This window comes from Ensifer adhaerens (assembly GCF_002940685.1).
Classification (GTDB): Bacteria; Pseudomonadota; Alphaproteobacteria; order Rhizobiales; family Rhizobiaceae; genus Ensifer; species Ensifer adhaerens_E.
The window spans coordinates 1-14,875 of the sequence record NZ_PNFP01000004.1; the positions used below are offsets into that span (position 1 = coordinate 1).

Consider the following 14,875-nt stretch of genomic DNA (forward strand, 5'->3'; position numbering starts at 1 on the left):
TCGCTACGGCGCTGTCGAGGGCGCGCTCGCGAGCGGCTTCGCTACCGCCCAGCTACACCACTTGTGGGGACGCGACCCATCCGAAACCAAAAATGCCGCGCGATGACCTTGAACAGGTCACGGAGAAGGTACGCAGGCAAAATCAAGGCAGTAAGGAGCGACATTGATACGATAAATAAGGGGTAGCTTAAGTATCTAGCGATCATGCCGCTAAATCCGTTTCCAAAAGAAGTGACGCGGAACCAGCGTTCTTTTAGGCGGACAAGATTGCGTAAATGAGACGGGCCTCGGCGCTTAAACAAAATCGACTGTCGTCGCCTCGAAACGGAAAACGGCACTCCAGCGCATCGGCTAACCGCGTCTGTCGTTAATTGATTTCGCTCAATCTTGGCACGCCCAACGGGACTCGAACCCGTGTTACCGCCGTGAGAGGGCGGCGTCCTGACCGCTAGACGATGGGCGCCTTGGTATCCGATCGAAGCGCAGGCGACTACTGCGCATTCGCGTATCTTATGCTTGCCCGGCGAAAACGACGAGAAAAATCGATGCGCGGTCGTTTAGGTGCGGATGGCATGGTCTTCGATGTCAGGGAGATCAACACAGTGGCACGCCCTAGGGGAGTCGAACCCCTCTTCCCAGAATGAAAATCTGGTGTCCTAACCGATAGACGAAGGGCGCACTCGCTGTGTGGGCGCCTTATAGCCAGCGACTCTGGATATCGCAAGCGCCAGATTCAGTTTTTTTGTGCTTTTCCTGTTGAAATCGGCGAGAAAAATTCGGCACCGGAAGGCCCGGAATCGGAGACATGATCGAGACAGCAAACTGCTGTTTCGGATGTGGAAAACGTCGATTTTCATGGGGGGGAGATCAACACAGTGGCACGCCCTAGGGGAGTCGAACCCCTCTTCCCAGAATGAAAATCTGGTGTCCTAACCGATAGACGAAGGGCGCACTCGCTGTGTGGGCGCCTTATAGCCAGCGACTCTGGATACCGCAAGCGCCAGATTCAGTTTTTTGTGCTTTTCCTGTTGAAATCGGCGAGAAAAATTCGGCGTCGGAGCGCGTGAAATCGGAGGCGCGGTCGAGACAGCAAGCTGCTGTTTCAGGTGCTGAAAACGTCGATTTTCATGGGGGAGGAGATCAACACAGTGGCACGCCCTAGGGGAGTCGAACCCCTCTTCCCAGAATGAAAATCTGGTGTCCTAACCGATAGACGAAGGGCGCACTCGCTGTGTGGGCGCCTTATAGCCAGAGGATTTCAGAACCGCAAGCGGCAATTTTCATATTCCTGTAAAAAATCCACAGGCGCAAACAATTGGGGGCTTTCTCGGAATCTCCCATGGAAACAAATGCTTGCGTTCAGCCCTTGGCGCGCCGGCAGCGCCAGTTCCAATCCCGCTGCGTGCCGATATCGATATGGACCGACTCCGTATGGCAATAGGTCCCGACGCCGCCGCGGCCGGGGATGCTGCGCAGGAACTCGGCGAGATCCCACTTGCTGACGCCCTGGACCTGAATGTCGGCCGCCTCGCAACGTGTGTGCAGCGACTGCTTGGCGCGGTTGACCTTGATCGGCCTCAAGCCCGAGGTCACCATGACCTGTTTGCCGTAATGCGTCTCGACCTTCTTCAGCATCTGCATGAGTTCGGGCTTGAAACAGCCGGCATCGACCTTCTCGGTCTGCAGGATGAGCCCGCTTGGCGCCAGCCGGGCGAGACCCGAAAGCGAGGCGACCTGAACAGGAGCGCCGTCGTCATCATCGCCGAGATGCTCTTCGTGCTCGTAGTTATAGAGCGAATTCAGTTTGACGCCCGGAAGCGTGTAGGCGAGGGAGGCCGTTTGCGGCTGGCTCGCATTGCTGGCGGTAATCGTCTTCTTTTCCGCCGGCGGCGTTGCGCGAAGCGCCGCCTGCTGCGGCTTCTCCTTGCGCTTGCCGGCAAAAAGGGCCGCGAGCGTCCAGGTTTTGGATGAATCCTTGTTGTCGTCGGCGGGTGTGACCGCGGGTGTCGGCTGCAGCGCGGTCGCGACCTCGGTCGCCGTTGGTGCGATTTCGGCGTTGGCCACCGCTTGCGGCGTCGACGAGGTTTGGCCGCTGGCGGCTGCCTCGGCGCTCAGCGGCACCGGAACGGCAACGGGGAGGGTGGCGTCCTGCGCGGGAGAGGGAGCATAGGCGGCGACGGCGGCGTCCTTCGCTCCGTCGGTGGCCGTGTTGGCGGCTCCCTGCTGCGGCGTCATGACCGGAAGCGGCTGTTGCTGGGTGCCGCTGAAGAGACTGTTGGACGTTGCGTTCATGCCGGGCTGTCCGGCAGGAACAGGCACCGTTCCGGTTGTCTGCGGCTGGGCGCCCGTCGCTGCCTGCGCCTGGCCATAGATGCTTGAGGAAGCGGCGCGCAGGCCGGTGCCCTGCATCGTCAGTGATTGAGGTTGTCCGGTGTCCTGGGATGTCGCATTTGCGGCTGCCTGTTGCGCCTGCGGATTGCTGCCGAGCGCAACCACCTGTCCGTCCTGAGCCGTGCCTTCCGATTCGGCGGCTTGCGCCGGGACTGCCTGATTTTCGGCTTTCAGTGCGGTCGCGGCATCGTTTTCCCCGGCGGCCGACATGCAGCCGCTCAAGGCCAGCAGCGAAACGGATAAGGCTGCCGCCCGCGCAATTGTGACGAGCACTGCGCCCTTCGTGTCCGGATGTTGCAACGTCCTATCCCCGCTCTCCGTGCATGATCGGCGAAGCGTCACCGGGCCATGCATTAAGTCTCAGTTCCGAAACATCGCTCAGAACAAACAAACTCATGATTCTCGCGGCGACCGGAAGGAGCGCCACGGGAAAAGATCAGGCCAAGTACAAAAGGGGGTCGCCGCCACGAGACATCGCGGATAGGACCCGGCATCAACGTTTCGCGCGAAAAAATACTCAACGATACGCGATTTGTAAACCGGCGCTAACCTTGGGGCCGCATGTTTCCAACATACAAAGGCCCGGCTAGACCGGGCCTGGATCATTCATAGCTGCTGCTGATCGACGGCTCGGCCATGCCCGCCGGGTGTCGCCGGCTGCATGGGGCCATCTTCGTCCGCGAGAATTGTGCGGAGCTTACCAGGCGCCCGTATTGGCCATCGACGCCCAAGGTTCCTGCGGCGGGCGGTTTTCGCCCTTCTGCAGGATCTCGATCGAAATGCCGTCGGGCGAGCGCACGAACGCCATGTGGCCGTCGCGCGGCGGACGGTTGATGGTCACGCCGTTTTCCATCAGGTGCTGGCAGAAGCTGTAGATGTCGTCGACTTCATAGGCGAGGTGGCCGAAGTTGCGCCCGCCCGTATAATCTTCCGTATCCCAGTTGTAGGTGAGCTCGAGGCAGGGCGAGAGTTCGCCGCGGGCGCGGTCGATGTCGCCGGGCGCAGCCAGGAAAACCAGGGTGAACCGGCCCTTTTCATTTTCGTAGCGGCGGATTTCCGTCAGGCCGAAGATCTTGCCGTAGAAGTTCAAGGCTTCGTCCAGATTCTTGACGCGAACCATCGTGTGCAGATAGCGCATTGCAATGTCCCTGTTTTGCAGAAGTTGGCGTATACTGGGCTGTCAGCAAGCCAGAGGCAAGGCTGCGTCCCCATATTAGTTCTCGGCCAAAATATGCCGAGGGTCTTGCGTATCCGCGGCGGGACGATGTTATTCTGGTCAATAAGAATCAGTTAACCGTATCGGTAGTCGCGCGTAAACGAGGGGCTGGGAGAGAATGGCGGATAGGACATCTTCGAAAGACGTCATGCATGGTGACGACTTTGGCAGCGATGCTCTCGACCTCATCGAAATCACCGGCGTGATCAAATGGTTCGACGTCGCCAAGGGGTTCGGTTTCATCGTGCCCGACAACGGCATGCAGGATGTGCTGGTCCACGTGACCTGCCTCCGGCGCGATGGCTACCAGACGGTTCTTGAAGGCGCCCGGGTGGTTGCTCTCATCCAGAAGCGCGACCGCGGTTACCAGGCCTTCCGCATCCTCTCCATGGACCAGTCGACGGCGGTGCATCCGTCGCAGCTGCCGCCGGTCCGCACCCACGTCCAGGTGACGCCGACCAGCGGCCTCGAGCGCGTCCTCGTCAAGTGGTTCAACCGCACCAAGGGTTTCGGGTTCCTCACGCGCGGCGAAGGGACCGAAGATATCTTCGTTCACATGGAGACGCTTCGGCGCTTCGGCCTCACCGAGCTTCGCCCCGGCCAGGTGGTTCTCGTGCGTTTCGGCGACGGAGAGAAGGGCCTGATGGCGGCAGAGATCCATCCGGACGGGCCGTCGCCGGCGAGCCGGTCGCACTAATGGTCGTCGCTCGTAATCTTGTCGGAAAAAGCGCCCTTTTGGCGCTTTTTTTGTTGTTTGCACTGACGGTATCGTCGTTGGCCGACGTTCAGTTCACGCGGGACACGATGCGCCTGGTAACCGCCGACAAGGCGGTTCACGAACTGACGGTCGAACTGGCCGTCGATCCGGCCCAGCGCGAGCAGGGGTTGATGTTTCGCACATCGATGGCGCCGGATCACGGCATGCTGTTCGATTTCGGCGAGACGCGCCGCGTGATGATGTGGATGAAAAACACGCATCTGCCGCTCGATATGCTGTTTATCGACAACAGGGGTATCGTGCGGACGATCCACGAGGACGCCGTGCCGTTTTCTGAAGCGATCATTGATTCCGGCGAGCCGGTGGCTTTCGTGCTTGAACTCAACGCCGGCACGGTCAAGCGGTTGAACGTCAGCCCCGGCGACCGGTTGGAGGGTTCCCGTATCCCGGCCTCTCGGCCGTAAGCGCGCGAGGCGGCTTCGCCCTCCTTGTTCTTCCCGGTTCCGCCCCTAAATTATGTACCGGAACCCGACCGGTTTCACGGTTGAGGTTGTGAAGCCTTTCGGGCATGCTGCGCGTTAATGCGTTGCTAATGTTCTTCTGATGACAGCAGGAGGCATCCGTGGTGATCCGGAGTGTGCTTGTTGCAATCATGGCGGTCTCCGCCGCTGTGCAGACGGCGATGGCGGCGGATCTCGCGGCCGATTTAAGCCAGCCGCCGGCCCCGGTGGTGCAGACATCGCCGGGGTTTGTCTGGACCGGCGGCTATGTCGGCCTTCAGGGTGGCGGTGGCTGGCTCAACGGGGACTTCAGTGCGCCTGGCGGCAGCGCTTCGGAAGACTTCAATGGCGGATTGCTCGGCGCCTTTGCCGGCTTCAACTTTCAGCAAGGCGACTGGGTCTACGGCATCGAGGGTGACGTCAATTATAATTGGAACGACAAGACGTTGGATGTCGGCGGGACCTCCACCGAGGTCGGCACCGATGTTTCCGGCGCGGTACGCGGCCGCGTCGGCTATGTGCTGAACGACAAGGCGTTGCTTTACGGCGCCGGTGGCTGGGCCGTGACCCGCGGCTTCGTCGATGTGCCCGGCGCATCGAAGGAAAAGGAAACCTTCAACGGTTGGACGATCGGTGCCGGTGTCGACTACTCGTTCACCGACAGGGCATTTGGCCGCGCCGAGTACCGCTACAACGACTATGGCGACAAGGATTTCGGCGGCGTCAATGTCGACCTCGACCAGCACCAGTTCACAGTCGGTGTCGGCGTAAAATTCTGATATGAAAGCATATTCTGATCACGGAGCGCCGGCGCTATGCCCGGCGCTCCGTGAGGCCCGCTGGGCTACGAAGCCAGAAGGGCACGCGCGGCGATTTCGGCGCGATCATCCTGCGCTGAAAGATCGAGGACGATGCGGCTGCCATGCCTGATCGGGCGTTGCAGGCCTTTTCGCGCCTCGGGCACAAGCGTGAGCAGTCCACCAGCTTCGAACCTGGTCAGCCTGGCCCGCGACACCGCGAGTTCCGTCGATAGCAGGCGGTCGACACGCAGGCTGCTTACTTGCGCGGCGACAAGAACAATATCGAGCCGCGTGCAGGCTGTGGTCCCGCTCATGACGCGCCTTTCCACATGGCAATCGGCGAATTCCTCGATCCGGTCCGTGCATTGACGAAGCCCTTCGATGTCGAACGCCACCTGGCGGATCCAGCCCGGATCGTTGCCTTGGAGCGCTGCAAGCGCCTCGGGATCGACATTGGCGACATTCCGCCGCTCGAAGATCGGCCGGTTCCAGGTGTCTTCGCAGGCCGCGCAGCGATAGATCAGCCAGGCATCGAGGCGACGGCCATTGGCGTTGAGCCGTGTTTTGCCACTGCATGTGAAAGGGCGGTGGCCGCCGCATCGGCTGCAGGCAAGAAAGGGGCGCGGTGCGGTAACTGGTGTGATGGTCCACTGGACCGTCAATGTGTGAGACATGTCGTCTGGTTCTTCCAATTGGAAGTCCATCGAGACGACGGTTTGAGTACCCGTTCCGGGGACGCGGTCTGGCAGCGTTTGGATGTGATGGTTCCGCCTGACGAAGTTACGTCGGGCTTGAGATCGGCAATGCCATTCCGGTCTCGAACCGCCACCTCAACGAACGCATGAAAATTCAATCCGACAGCTTAGACGCTATCGGGCGTACGGAGTGAAACTAGCGAGACCGGATTTTATAAAGGCAAAGCGAAACTCCAGGAGAGACAGCGCGATTGTGGCTGCCCGATCGTCCTATACGCTTGCACACGCGCCGAAAAGTGCAGCAAAGCCACACGCTCGCGCCAAGGTGGCAATTTCTGGCGGCCTAGGCAAGATTTGGCCACACGTGAATCGAGGCACATTGCGGTAAAATGCGCCTCATACCTCCATCTGAAGCGGATCGGGATATGCTTGGGTCCGCTTCCCTTTTTGAAGGTGGATTGCGGCCAGGTGCTGCCTGAATCAACTGGCGCGATCGAGGCTCAAGACGAGCGGTTCCGGTTCGGCTGGCGCCAAGTCGGACGCGACGCGGTTGCGGCCGCCGCGCTTGGCTGCGTAGAGCGCCGCATCGGCTCTGTTGAACAAATCCTCCCAGGAGCGCTCCGTGCCGCTGGCGGCGGTCAGCCCGATGCTGACGCTGACCGCCACGCTTTGCCCGTTGCTCACCACCTGCAGTTCTTCCACGGCGCGGCGCAGCCTTTCGGCGATCGCGAATGCCTGGGCCTTGTTCGTTCGCGGCAGATAGAGCCCGAACTCCTCGCCTCCGAGGCGCGCGAAGCTGTCGCCCCGGCGCAGGTTTTTTTGGACGAGATCGGCGAAGGCCAAAAGGACCTGATCCCCCGTGTGGTGACCGTAGCGGTCATTGATGCGCTTGAAATGATCGAGGTCCATGACGATCAGGCAATCGCCCTGCCAGCTTGATTTCGGCAGGTGGGCGAGAAACCAGCGCCGGTTGCCGACGCCGGTCAACGCATCGGTGTCAGCCGACCGGCGCAGCGCCGCTTCCGCCCGTTCCTTGACGAGCACGAGGGCGAAGAGCGCGATGGCGAAGTGGCAGATGATCGAGAGGAAGAAGGCGTAGGTGGTGGTGATCGGCACGATGCCAGGCTTGATGAGACCAATGACCACCGCAAGGCAAAGATTGGCCCCGACAGCCATGGCGGCCGCCAGCATGGCGCGGGCCGGGAGCGGCTCTCGCGAGCGATCGGAGATGATTGCAACGGCCGAAGCCGCGAGGAAGAGGAAGGCGGTGGCGTTGAAGACGCTGGCTCGGATGTAATTGACCACCTGAAAATGCGTGATGAGACCGATGAGCGCACCGGTGACGGGCACGCAAAGCGCCAGCCAATCCGCCAGACGACGGCGGCCGGCGCTGAGGCGGCGCACGCCGATCCAGAACAGGGCGTATCCGCCGATCCCGAGCGTGAAGCTGGAGAGTGTCCACAGATAGGGCGGCAGCAATTTCTGCTCGCCGTAGCCCGCGAGCGTCGAGGCAAGCGCCAGGAAGAGGAACCCGCTTGCCAGGATGCCAAGACCTTCGTCGCGCGGAGATTGCCAGCGCGCATAGAGGAAGCAGAAGGCGCCGACCAGGAACGACGACTTGTGAAGCAGGAGAACGGTGGCGAGGTCGAGTTGGGCAGTCATTGGATCGCTCGGGCGGGCTTGGGAGGCGGGCAGCGCCGTTTCGCTCTATCCACAATGGATTTAGTGATTCCTAAATTCGAATGACAAACCCGTATTTTTGTTCCAAATCGGGACAATTTGCGCGGCACGGAACCATGGTTCGATGAAGGCGGACTTGTCCGATACCAAATGTCAGCGAATTTTCATGTTGCAGCCCAAGGGCGAAGCGTGTATCTCCGGCGCCGTTGGCACGGAGTGTAGCGCAGTCTGGTAGCGCATCTGGTTTGGGACCAGAGGGTCGGGAGTTCGAATCTCTCCACTCCGACCATCGTTGAAGCGCGATTGTGGCGCCTGTCTCCCCGATTTCCCTTGGCTAATTGTCCGGCTCTGCGGAGCGCCGCCGACGCTCAATTTGGGTTGTCGGGAAAGATTGGCGGTTCTCCCGCAGAAAGCCAAATTTATCCGGCCAAAAGTCATTCCGTTTTAAATCATTCTGCGTTATGGGAAGACGGAATGCTGGCGCCCGTGAATGTTGCCAGTGACAGTATGGAGCCGCTCGAAACCATGTCCGCAAAGATCTATCGTCCAGCAAAGACCGCCATGCAGTCTGGCAAGGCCAAGACGAATCTGTGGGTGCTGGAGTTCGATCAGGAAAAGCCGCGCACCATCGACCCGATCATGGGCTACACCAGCTCCGGCGACATGAAGCAGCAGCTGCGGCTGACCTTCGAAAACGCCGAGCAGGCGATTGCCTACGCCGAGCGCAACGGCATCGAATACCGCGTGATCGCGCCGAAGGAAGCGACCCGCAAGAGCGTGTCCTATCCGGACAATTTCCGTTTCAACCGGATGCAGCCCTGGACCCACTGAGGTCCAGCCGCATTCGCCGGGCCTCGCCCGGAACGGCCCCTTAGCTCAGTTGGATAGAGCACCTGCCTTCTAAGCAGGTTGTCGCAGGTTCGAATCCTGCAGGGGTCGCCAACGATTTCAATGGCTTACCGGCGGATTTTCGCCCTCTACTGGACCCAGTTTACGGCTTTCTCATAGTCGTTTACAGACTTCATTCACGTGATGTTCTTTTCCATCCGCAGAATGACCGCATCGCTGGTCTGCTAATCCGTCGCCAGATAGTGCTTTTTCAAGCACTCTTCCACCTCTGCAATCGAGTACCCGGCGATCGACGCGTAGCTGATCAGACCGGGACAGACCCGGCCGAGCAGGTGAGGGGGACGTATCGCGACGAGGAACGTGCTCTCGCTTTCGTCGCCCGATCCGGCGGCCTCGTTCCAATGATCGACAATGGGGTGCAGCCGCTCGGCTATTCTCGTACCCAGACGCCGGTCACCGGCGACATCAGCATCATCATGGCGGCTTCGGACCTCGACGGCACCCTCAAGGAAATCGGTGCGATCCGCTTTGGTCCGTTCTGGGCAGTTCTAGCGCCAGCCGGCGTCCGAGCGAAACGATGCGACTCTATTGCGGCGTGGAGCCGGGGAGATAAGGCTTGATTCTTCTTTATGAGAGTGCGCCATCGGAAGAGATCATCCATCGCGTGCGGGTCGATTTGTGCGCGTGCTCTTCGCACGACAGCCCCGTCCTCTTCGATCCGATCTTCACGCCAATTTTCACCGCGCCGTTCACGCCGATCTTCGGCGCCGGTACTGCTCTGACGACGTTCGCCGTCGGCGCCGCCACTGCTGCTGCGATCACGGCCTTGACCGTCGGTTTGCAACTGCTGCTCGCGCCAAGCGTCAGAACGCCGAAATCGGAGGACGGCAAGGTACCGAAGATGCAAGCGATCCCGTATCGTTGGTGGGGAGTTGGGCGCACAGGCGTTGCCGGAGCCTACTCTGGGAAGCAAAGGGGAAGCGCCTGTTCGCGGTTCAAGCCCTCGTCGGGCACCGGATCAAAGCCATCAACCGATACTTTTTGCACCATGACGAAGCCACGATCGGAAGCGGAAACATAGTGAAGGGCTTGGCTGACGGTCGATATGGCAACGGGACGGTGCAGTGTTCTCCCGTCTCGGGGCGGACCCAGAAACGGCTTATGCCGATGTCGTCGCCGGCATTCCGGAGTCGTGGACGAACGCGCATCGGGGACAGCTGACGCGATCGGCACTGCACCGTTGCCTTCAGTGTCACGACATATCGCGCCTGCCCGACGTCGATGGTGACAAATCCAGGCTGCAACGCTTCAAGCGTTATCCCATCGGCTTCTTTCACGCGGACATTGCCGCGTCCAGACGGCTGAGGGCAAGCCTTTTTTCTCTTCGTAGCAATCGACCGTATGAGCAAGTTCGCGGTCACCCGGCTCGTCGACAAGGCCGACAGGCGGGCGGCATGGGAGTTCCTGGAGCATCTCCTTGAGCTGCTGCCATACCGGATCCGCACGATCCTCACCGACAACGGCATCCAATTTGCAGAGCAGCCCCCGCAACCGGAACACCATCTATTCCCGGCCAATGCGTTTCGACATGATCTGCGAAGCAAACGGGATCGAGCATCGACTGACGAAGCCAAGCCACCCATGGACCAACGGTCAGGTTGAGCGGATCAACCGCACGATCAAGGAGGCCACCGTCAAACGCTTCCGCTACGACAACCACGCTCAGCTGCAGGCCCGGCGACTTTGCCATCGACGCGTCTTTGGGCTTACCAATGCAGACAGCAAGGGATGTAGCCTATAAGCAAGCGCCCAATGAAGATCAGCGCAGACCGGAACTCTCCGTATTGGTTCCACGGCATCACGCAGTTTAGCCCCTACCTCAACGGTGGGAGAATGGACAACGTCCTCTTCGCTGATTAGGAGGAAGCCGTGATGGATATCCGGGAAGTCGTTGATGGAGAGGTGACGCGACTACATGGCAAAGTAGAAAATAGGTTGGCGCATCACCTCAATCTTGTCAAAGCTTGATTAGGGACCAAGCCGACCAGAACTTGTAGTGCCGGTAGAAATTGTCCGGCTCACCCTCCGTCGGGCCATGTGGCGACTGTACGAAGCGGTTGTAAGCTTCGATGTCAAACATCAAGCCATGGTCCTGCAGCTTCTCAGTCCAGTAGGAAACTGGCTTGATATTCACGTGCGTGGGATCACCCATGTAGATGTCTTTGGTTTCGCCATATCGAATAGCGTCGAGGACCACGAACATGCGGCCACCCGGCCGCAGGACACGCGTGAATTCAGACATCATCTTGTCAGTGAGCTCGTCGGGGATGTGCTCCAGAACCTGATGAGAATGGAGCAGCGAAACCAGACCACTCTCGATCGGCATCTCGGTGAGTGATCCGTGGACCAGTTGATCCGGTGAGAAGTTGAAGCGCTGCCGGCCGAGCTTCACCATGTGTTCTGTGATATCGATGCCGCAAACGCGAGAGTAAACGCCAGTCTCTCGGAAGCCGTTCAAATGGGTGCCGCAGGCCGCGCCAACATCTAAGACCGAAGGATCTTCGTATTCTTGCTGCAATGTGGCTTCAGTTACCATCCTGGCATAGGAGGAATGCCAGTAGCCATAGGTGAGGTAGTCGAGACCGGATTCCTTGTGTTCGTTGTAGTAGTCTCTGCTATATTCCGTTGTTCGAAATGTGCTTGGCTGCTTCTTCCGCCAGAAGCCCCAAAGGCAATGAGGTGTGCCCATAAAACACCGCCGGGTTGTCGGTTTACAAGCTTGGTCAATTGCAAGTATGTGTTTAGGTAGGCTCCCTACCACGCCCACAGATGAATACGCAAGGTAGAGGAACCGTATCGCGCGCCGTCTGCACTGGAGGGTCGCAAACTCATCTGGTTCAGAGGTTACCAATGTCAGGCAGTCAACATGAAAAGTGCTCTTGCTAAGGTCTTCAATTTCGGTCTAAGCGTTCGGGCAAAGTCCGAACGAGAGGAAGCGAGAATGCGGGCACCTGCTGATTACGCATATTTGGGCAACGGAGTGGGAGTTACAAAAACCCACCGTGGGCACCGTATCTTCGTTTACACGAAGGACTTCGGGCTTACCCCGCACATCATCATGAATGGCGTCTGGGAATGGGGCATCGAGCATGCGATCCTCAAACTAGTCGGGGCCGGTTCCACTGTCGTCGAAGTCGGTTGCAATATGGGCTACCATACCCTGGCGATGGCAGAAGCCATTGGTCCGGATGGAAAATTGTTTGGTTTCGAAGCGAACCCTGAAATCTACCGTCTTCTCCATTGGTCGGTTGACCACAATGGTTTCTTTCCGCGCGCGAAGCTCTACAACCATGCTGTCACCCAAGTTCCAGGCCAGGTGAAGTTCACTTACGATCCGTCCGCGGTTGGGGGTGGTAACGTGTTGAACGGCGATCCGAAGGAAGGCGTGAAGGTTATCACGGTGCCAGGTGTCCCGCTCGATGAAACCTTGGCCACTGTCAGCAACGTTGATCTCCTCCGCATGGACGCGGAAGGCTTCGAGCCGCTGATCATCCGCGGGGCGAAGGGGCTGATTGAGCGGTCGCCCAACATCAAGATTGTTGTTGAATGGTCCGTGCTGATGATGGCCACCCGGCTCAATCTGGGAGAGTTTGTCAAGGAACTTGAGGCAACCGGTTTCCGCGCGTGGGTGATCGATGGGGATTCGAACTTCAATTCGGTAGCGATGTCGGAGCTCACATCGCTACCGCACTGCGAGGTCACATTCTCCAAGTCGGATATCTCGTCGCTGAACACTCCTCAGCAGCGGTAACACAAAACAAAGTTGAGCCTCACCACAGAATGGTGGGGCTCGGCGCTTGCACATCACGGCACTCTCAGAATTGAAACTTTAGATGGTTTACGTTTTCTGCGGGCTTCCTGCGCCTTACGCAACATTCATTGTCAGGTTGGGGCTTGACATTCTTCGGGAGTTCTATGGCGACTTCCAGTACGTGGCGGCAAACACCTTGGACCAACTTCGAGAGGGGTTGGAAAAGAGAGGTGATCGGCCGATCATGATCTACTTTGATGTGCCTGATATCAAAATCGCACAATCTGTGGTGCATAACGGCATCCCCACCGTTCTCGTGACCGAGCCTGTCGAGCAGGCAATACTATACGCCATGAAGGCGCGGTCTCTATCTGCCCTGGCTGCCTCGCGGTTTGTTACTCAGTCAGCGGCATCCTTGTTCCCCGTCGTTTCCGCCAACACGATCTCACCACTACGGATCGGAACACAGTTAAACGAGCTTGAGAGTCTAGTGAATCGTGTTTCATTTTCGCTCGGACTTTCGCTGACTTCAGTGAATGTGGACAACATCCTGGCTCTATACGATCAGGCAAACCGCAACCACTTGAGGCCGCTGACAGAGATCATCTATGAGCGCGTCGAGCATGCTAGCGAGGCTGCTACCGGTACATCTGAATTGACGCCGGAAGAGGTGGAAGTCGTGCAGGCCACCGCGGCGGCGTATGATATGTTGATGTCGGGACAAATACCATCCCGAATCAAATGGCCAGTTGCTGCTTGCTTCAGTGGACAGAGGCCAACCGGCGGCCTTGCCGGTCCAATTGAAATGGTTGGGCCTGCGAGGATGCTTAGCTGGGGACCATATTTTCACTTGCCTGCGGGGGAGTGGCTGGCCGACGTGACTTTCTCAGTCAAAGGCAACTACTCAGGCAACATTATTGTTATTGACGTGTTAGCTGACGGCAAGGTCACTGTGGTGGCAAAATCGGTTCTGCCAAAGAACGGGACCTTTTCGGCGCAACTGGAATTTGAGGTGTCGGCTCCCAACCAACCTGTTGAAGTCCGGGTGGTTATGGCCGAAGGCGCGATAGAAGGAGAGTTCGAACTTGTCAGCCTAACGATTGAAAGGGTGGCATCTTAAATTCTCACTGGGGTGGATTTGTGCCAAGATGAGCGTCGTACGTCATTTCATCTCCGTGGAGTGCGCTAGCGATGCCCTCAGTGAAACGCATTCCCTTATGTTTCGTCCAGAGATGTCTCATCCGCCAAGAGCGAGATCGCAGACGCGCCACCGCGCGGCGCGTGGTTGCGGTCGGTTCTGGCTCCCTCGAGCAGGAAGCTTACCCGCGTTTCCGGAAGCAAGAAAGAAGCGCGGTGACGGGCTTGAACAAAAGCCTGTGGCCCTTGGTGTACATGCGGCCGGGCCGGTGGATCGTCAGCGCGTAGCGATAGGAGCGCCGCTGTTGCAGATAGGTCCGGAATTTCTGGACCACCTGGCGTCGTGCATCGTTCTGTCGGGCCCGCTTACCGTCCGTGAGGCTAAGGTGCTGCGTGACCAGGCTTTCTTCGCAGCCGGCGATCAATCCGCCTCCCAAGGCAAAACGAATGGCCCATTCACGATCGACTGCCCGGCGGAAATTCTCGTCGAAGGTGAACTTCCGCAAGGTCGAAACCCGGGTCAGCATCGTGCAGGTGCCGACCCTGCCGTCGCCGGGGAGGGGATCGTCGCAAAGCAGATGGAGAGCAACCGCGTCGCCACCGACCGGCTGCGCGGTACCCATGGCGCTCAATGTCGTCGTCTTGCCGGCGGAGATCACGCGCCGCGTGCAATAGACCGAGACCGGCGCCGAATGGCGTTCCTCCGCAGCCAGCAGCTTTGCCACCTGGATCTTCAGCCGCTCCGGAGCGTTTTCGTCGTCCGAATCGAGGAAGGCCAGGATCTCGCCCGTGGCTTCGCGTGCAAGCGTGTTGCGAGCGCCAGCGTTGCCCTTGTTGGCGCTGTGAACGACCAGCCTTACACGCGGGTCCTGCTGAATGATCGATCGAACGATGTCTCCGGATCGGTCCGTGGATGCATCGTCGCAGACCAGGATCTCCAGATCATCCCACTCCAGCTGTCTGGCCGACGCGAGGGTCCGCTCGATCGTCTCTTCGGCGTTGTAGCAGCATATCGCAAGTGTTACGCGCATCGAGGCCAGTTCCTATTGCGATTTGCGCTGGCCCAACGGCACTTTTG

Annotated in this window: 14 protein-coding genes, 6 tRNA genes and 1 pseudogene; 11 read left to right on the top strand and 10 right to left on the bottom strand. The window is 59.0% G+C overall.

The window, feature by feature from the left end; genetic code table 11:
- Window positions 1-388 precede the first annotated feature (388 nt).
- The 6 genes from C1A35_RS08595 to C1A35_RS08620 form a co-directional block, all read right to left on the bottom strand.
- A tRNA-Glu gene (locus C1A35_RS08595) sits at window positions 389-463 on the bottom strand.
- Between the two features lie 140 nt (window positions 464-603).
- Window positions 604-678: transfer RNA gene (locus C1A35_RS08600), tRNA-Glu, on the bottom strand.
- Between the two features lie 198 nt (window positions 679-876).
- A tRNA-Glu gene (locus tag C1A35_RS08605) sits at window positions 877-951 on the bottom strand.
- Between the two features lie 198 nt (window positions 952-1,149).
- A tRNA-Glu gene (locus C1A35_RS08610) sits at window positions 1,150-1,224 on the bottom strand.
- 135 nt (window positions 1,225-1,359) lie between these two features.
- Window positions 1,360-2,691, bottom strand: a complete 1,332-nt coding sequence (locus C1A35_RS08615; RefSeq protein ID WP_104663945.1) for a D-Ala-D-Ala carboxypeptidase family metallohydrolase — start codon at window positions 2,689-2,691, stop codon at window positions 1,360-1,362.
- Between the two features lie 397 nt (window positions 2,692-3,088).
- Window positions 3,089-3,529 (bottom strand): VOC family protein, encoded by a 441-nt coding sequence (locus C1A35_RS08620; RefSeq protein WP_104663946.1) that lies wholly within the window; start codon window positions 3,527-3,529, stop codon window positions 3,089-3,091.
- Window positions 3,530-3,725: 196 nt separating this feature from the next.
- Between C1A35_RS08620 and C1A35_RS08625 the strand changes: the two genes are divergently transcribed.
- From C1A35_RS08625 to C1A35_RS08635, 3 genes are all read left to right on the top strand, one after another.
- Window positions 3,726-4,304 (top strand): cold-shock protein, encoded by a 579-nt coding sequence (locus C1A35_RS08625; RefSeq protein ID WP_104663947.1) that lies wholly within the window; start codon window positions 3,726-3,728, stop codon window positions 4,302-4,304.
- Window positions 4,304-4,789, top strand: coding sequence for a DUF192 domain-containing protein (locus C1A35_RS08630; RefSeq protein ID WP_104663948.1), 486 nt, complete (start codon window positions 4,304-4,306; stop codon window positions 4,787-4,789). The genes C1A35_RS08625 and C1A35_RS08630 overlap by 1 nt, the downstream gene beginning before the upstream one ends.
- A gap of 161 nt (window positions 4,790-4,950) precedes the next feature.
- Window positions 4,951-5,604, top strand: coding sequence for an outer membrane protein (locus C1A35_RS08635; protein WP_104664348.1), 654 nt, complete (start codon window positions 4,951-4,953; stop codon window positions 5,602-5,604).
- Window positions 5,605-5,669: 65 nt separating this feature from the next.
- Here C1A35_RS08635 and C1A35_RS08640 read toward each other — a convergent pair whose 3' ends face one another.
- Both C1A35_RS08640 and C1A35_RS08645 read right to left on the bottom strand, forming a co-directional pair.
- Complete coding sequence (locus C1A35_RS08640) at window positions 5,670-6,299, bottom strand: DUF1062 domain-containing protein (protein WP_104663949.1); 630 nt, start codon at window positions 6,297-6,299, stop codon at window positions 5,670-5,672.
- A 501-nt stretch (window positions 6,300-6,800) separates the two neighbouring features.
- Complete coding sequence (locus C1A35_RS08645; RefSeq protein WP_104663950.1) at window positions 6,801-7,982, bottom strand: GGDEF domain-containing protein; 1,182 nt, start codon at window positions 7,980-7,982, stop codon at window positions 6,801-6,803.
- A gap of 230 nt (window positions 7,983-8,212) precedes the next feature.
- On the opposite strand from C1A35_RS08645, the gene C1A35_RS08650 reads away from it, so the two are divergent.
- The 6 genes and pseudogenes from C1A35_RS08650 to C1A35_RS36680 all read left to right on the top strand — a co-directional run.
- A tRNA-Pro gene (locus tag C1A35_RS08650) sits at window positions 8,213-8,289 on the top strand.
- 236 nt (window positions 8,290-8,525) lie between these two features.
- Window positions 8,526-8,831, top strand: a complete 306-nt coding sequence (locus C1A35_RS08655) for an ETC complex I subunit (RefSeq protein ID WP_034791376.1) — start codon at window positions 8,526-8,528, stop codon at window positions 8,829-8,831.
- A gap of 34 nt (window positions 8,832-8,865) precedes the next feature.
- Window positions 8,866-8,942 (top strand) — tRNA-Arg (locus tag C1A35_RS08660).
- Between the two features lie 308 nt (window positions 8,943-9,250).
- Window positions 9,251-9,469: a hypothetical protein gene (locus C1A35_RS08665; protein WP_104663951.1), complete on the top strand. Its 219-nt coding sequence runs from the start codon at window positions 9,251-9,253 to the stop codon at window positions 9,467-9,469.
- A complete protein-coding gene (locus tag C1A35_RS35850) occupies window positions 9,466-9,930 on the top strand; it encodes a hypothetical protein (protein WP_158665024.1) in 465 nt (154 codons plus the stop codon). Before C1A35_RS08665 ends, C1A35_RS35850 begins: the two co-directional genes overlap by 4 nt.
- Before the next feature lie 136 nt (window positions 9,931-10,066).
- A pseudogene (locus tag C1A35_RS36680) lies at window positions 10,067-10,581 on the top strand (DDE-type integrase/transposase/recombinase); the annotation flags it as partial.
- A gap of 285 nt (window positions 10,582-10,866) precedes the next feature.
- Here the strand turns inward: C1A35_RS36680 and C1A35_RS08680 are convergent.
- Window positions 10,867-11,598, bottom strand: a complete 732-nt coding sequence (locus C1A35_RS08680) for a class I SAM-dependent methyltransferase (RefSeq protein WP_104663953.1) — start codon at window positions 11,596-11,598, stop codon at window positions 10,867-10,869.
- A gap of 177 nt (window positions 11,599-11,775) precedes the next feature.
- Between C1A35_RS08680 and C1A35_RS08685 the strand changes: the two genes are divergently transcribed.
- A complete protein-coding gene (locus C1A35_RS08685) occupies window positions 11,776-12,660 on the top strand; it encodes an FkbM family methyltransferase (protein WP_104663954.1) in 885 nt (294 codons plus the stop codon).
- 82 nt (window positions 12,661-12,742) lie between these two features.
- The gene (locus C1A35_RS08690) at window positions 12,743-13,780 is read left to right on the top strand and encodes a hypothetical protein (protein WP_104663955.1); all 1,038 of its coding nucleotides are present in this window, start codon (window positions 12,743-12,745) and stop codon (window positions 13,778-13,780) included.
- Between the two features lie 199 nt (window positions 13,781-13,979).
- Here the strand turns inward: C1A35_RS08690 and C1A35_RS08695 are convergent, their stop codons facing one another.
- Window positions 13,980-14,828 carry a glycosyltransferase family 2 protein gene (locus C1A35_RS08695; protein ID WP_104663956.1) on the bottom strand — a complete coding sequence of 283 codons (849 nt, stop codon included), beginning with the start codon at window positions 14,826-14,828 and terminating at the stop codon, window positions 13,980-13,982.
- Window positions 14,829-14,875 lie beyond the last annotated feature (47 nt).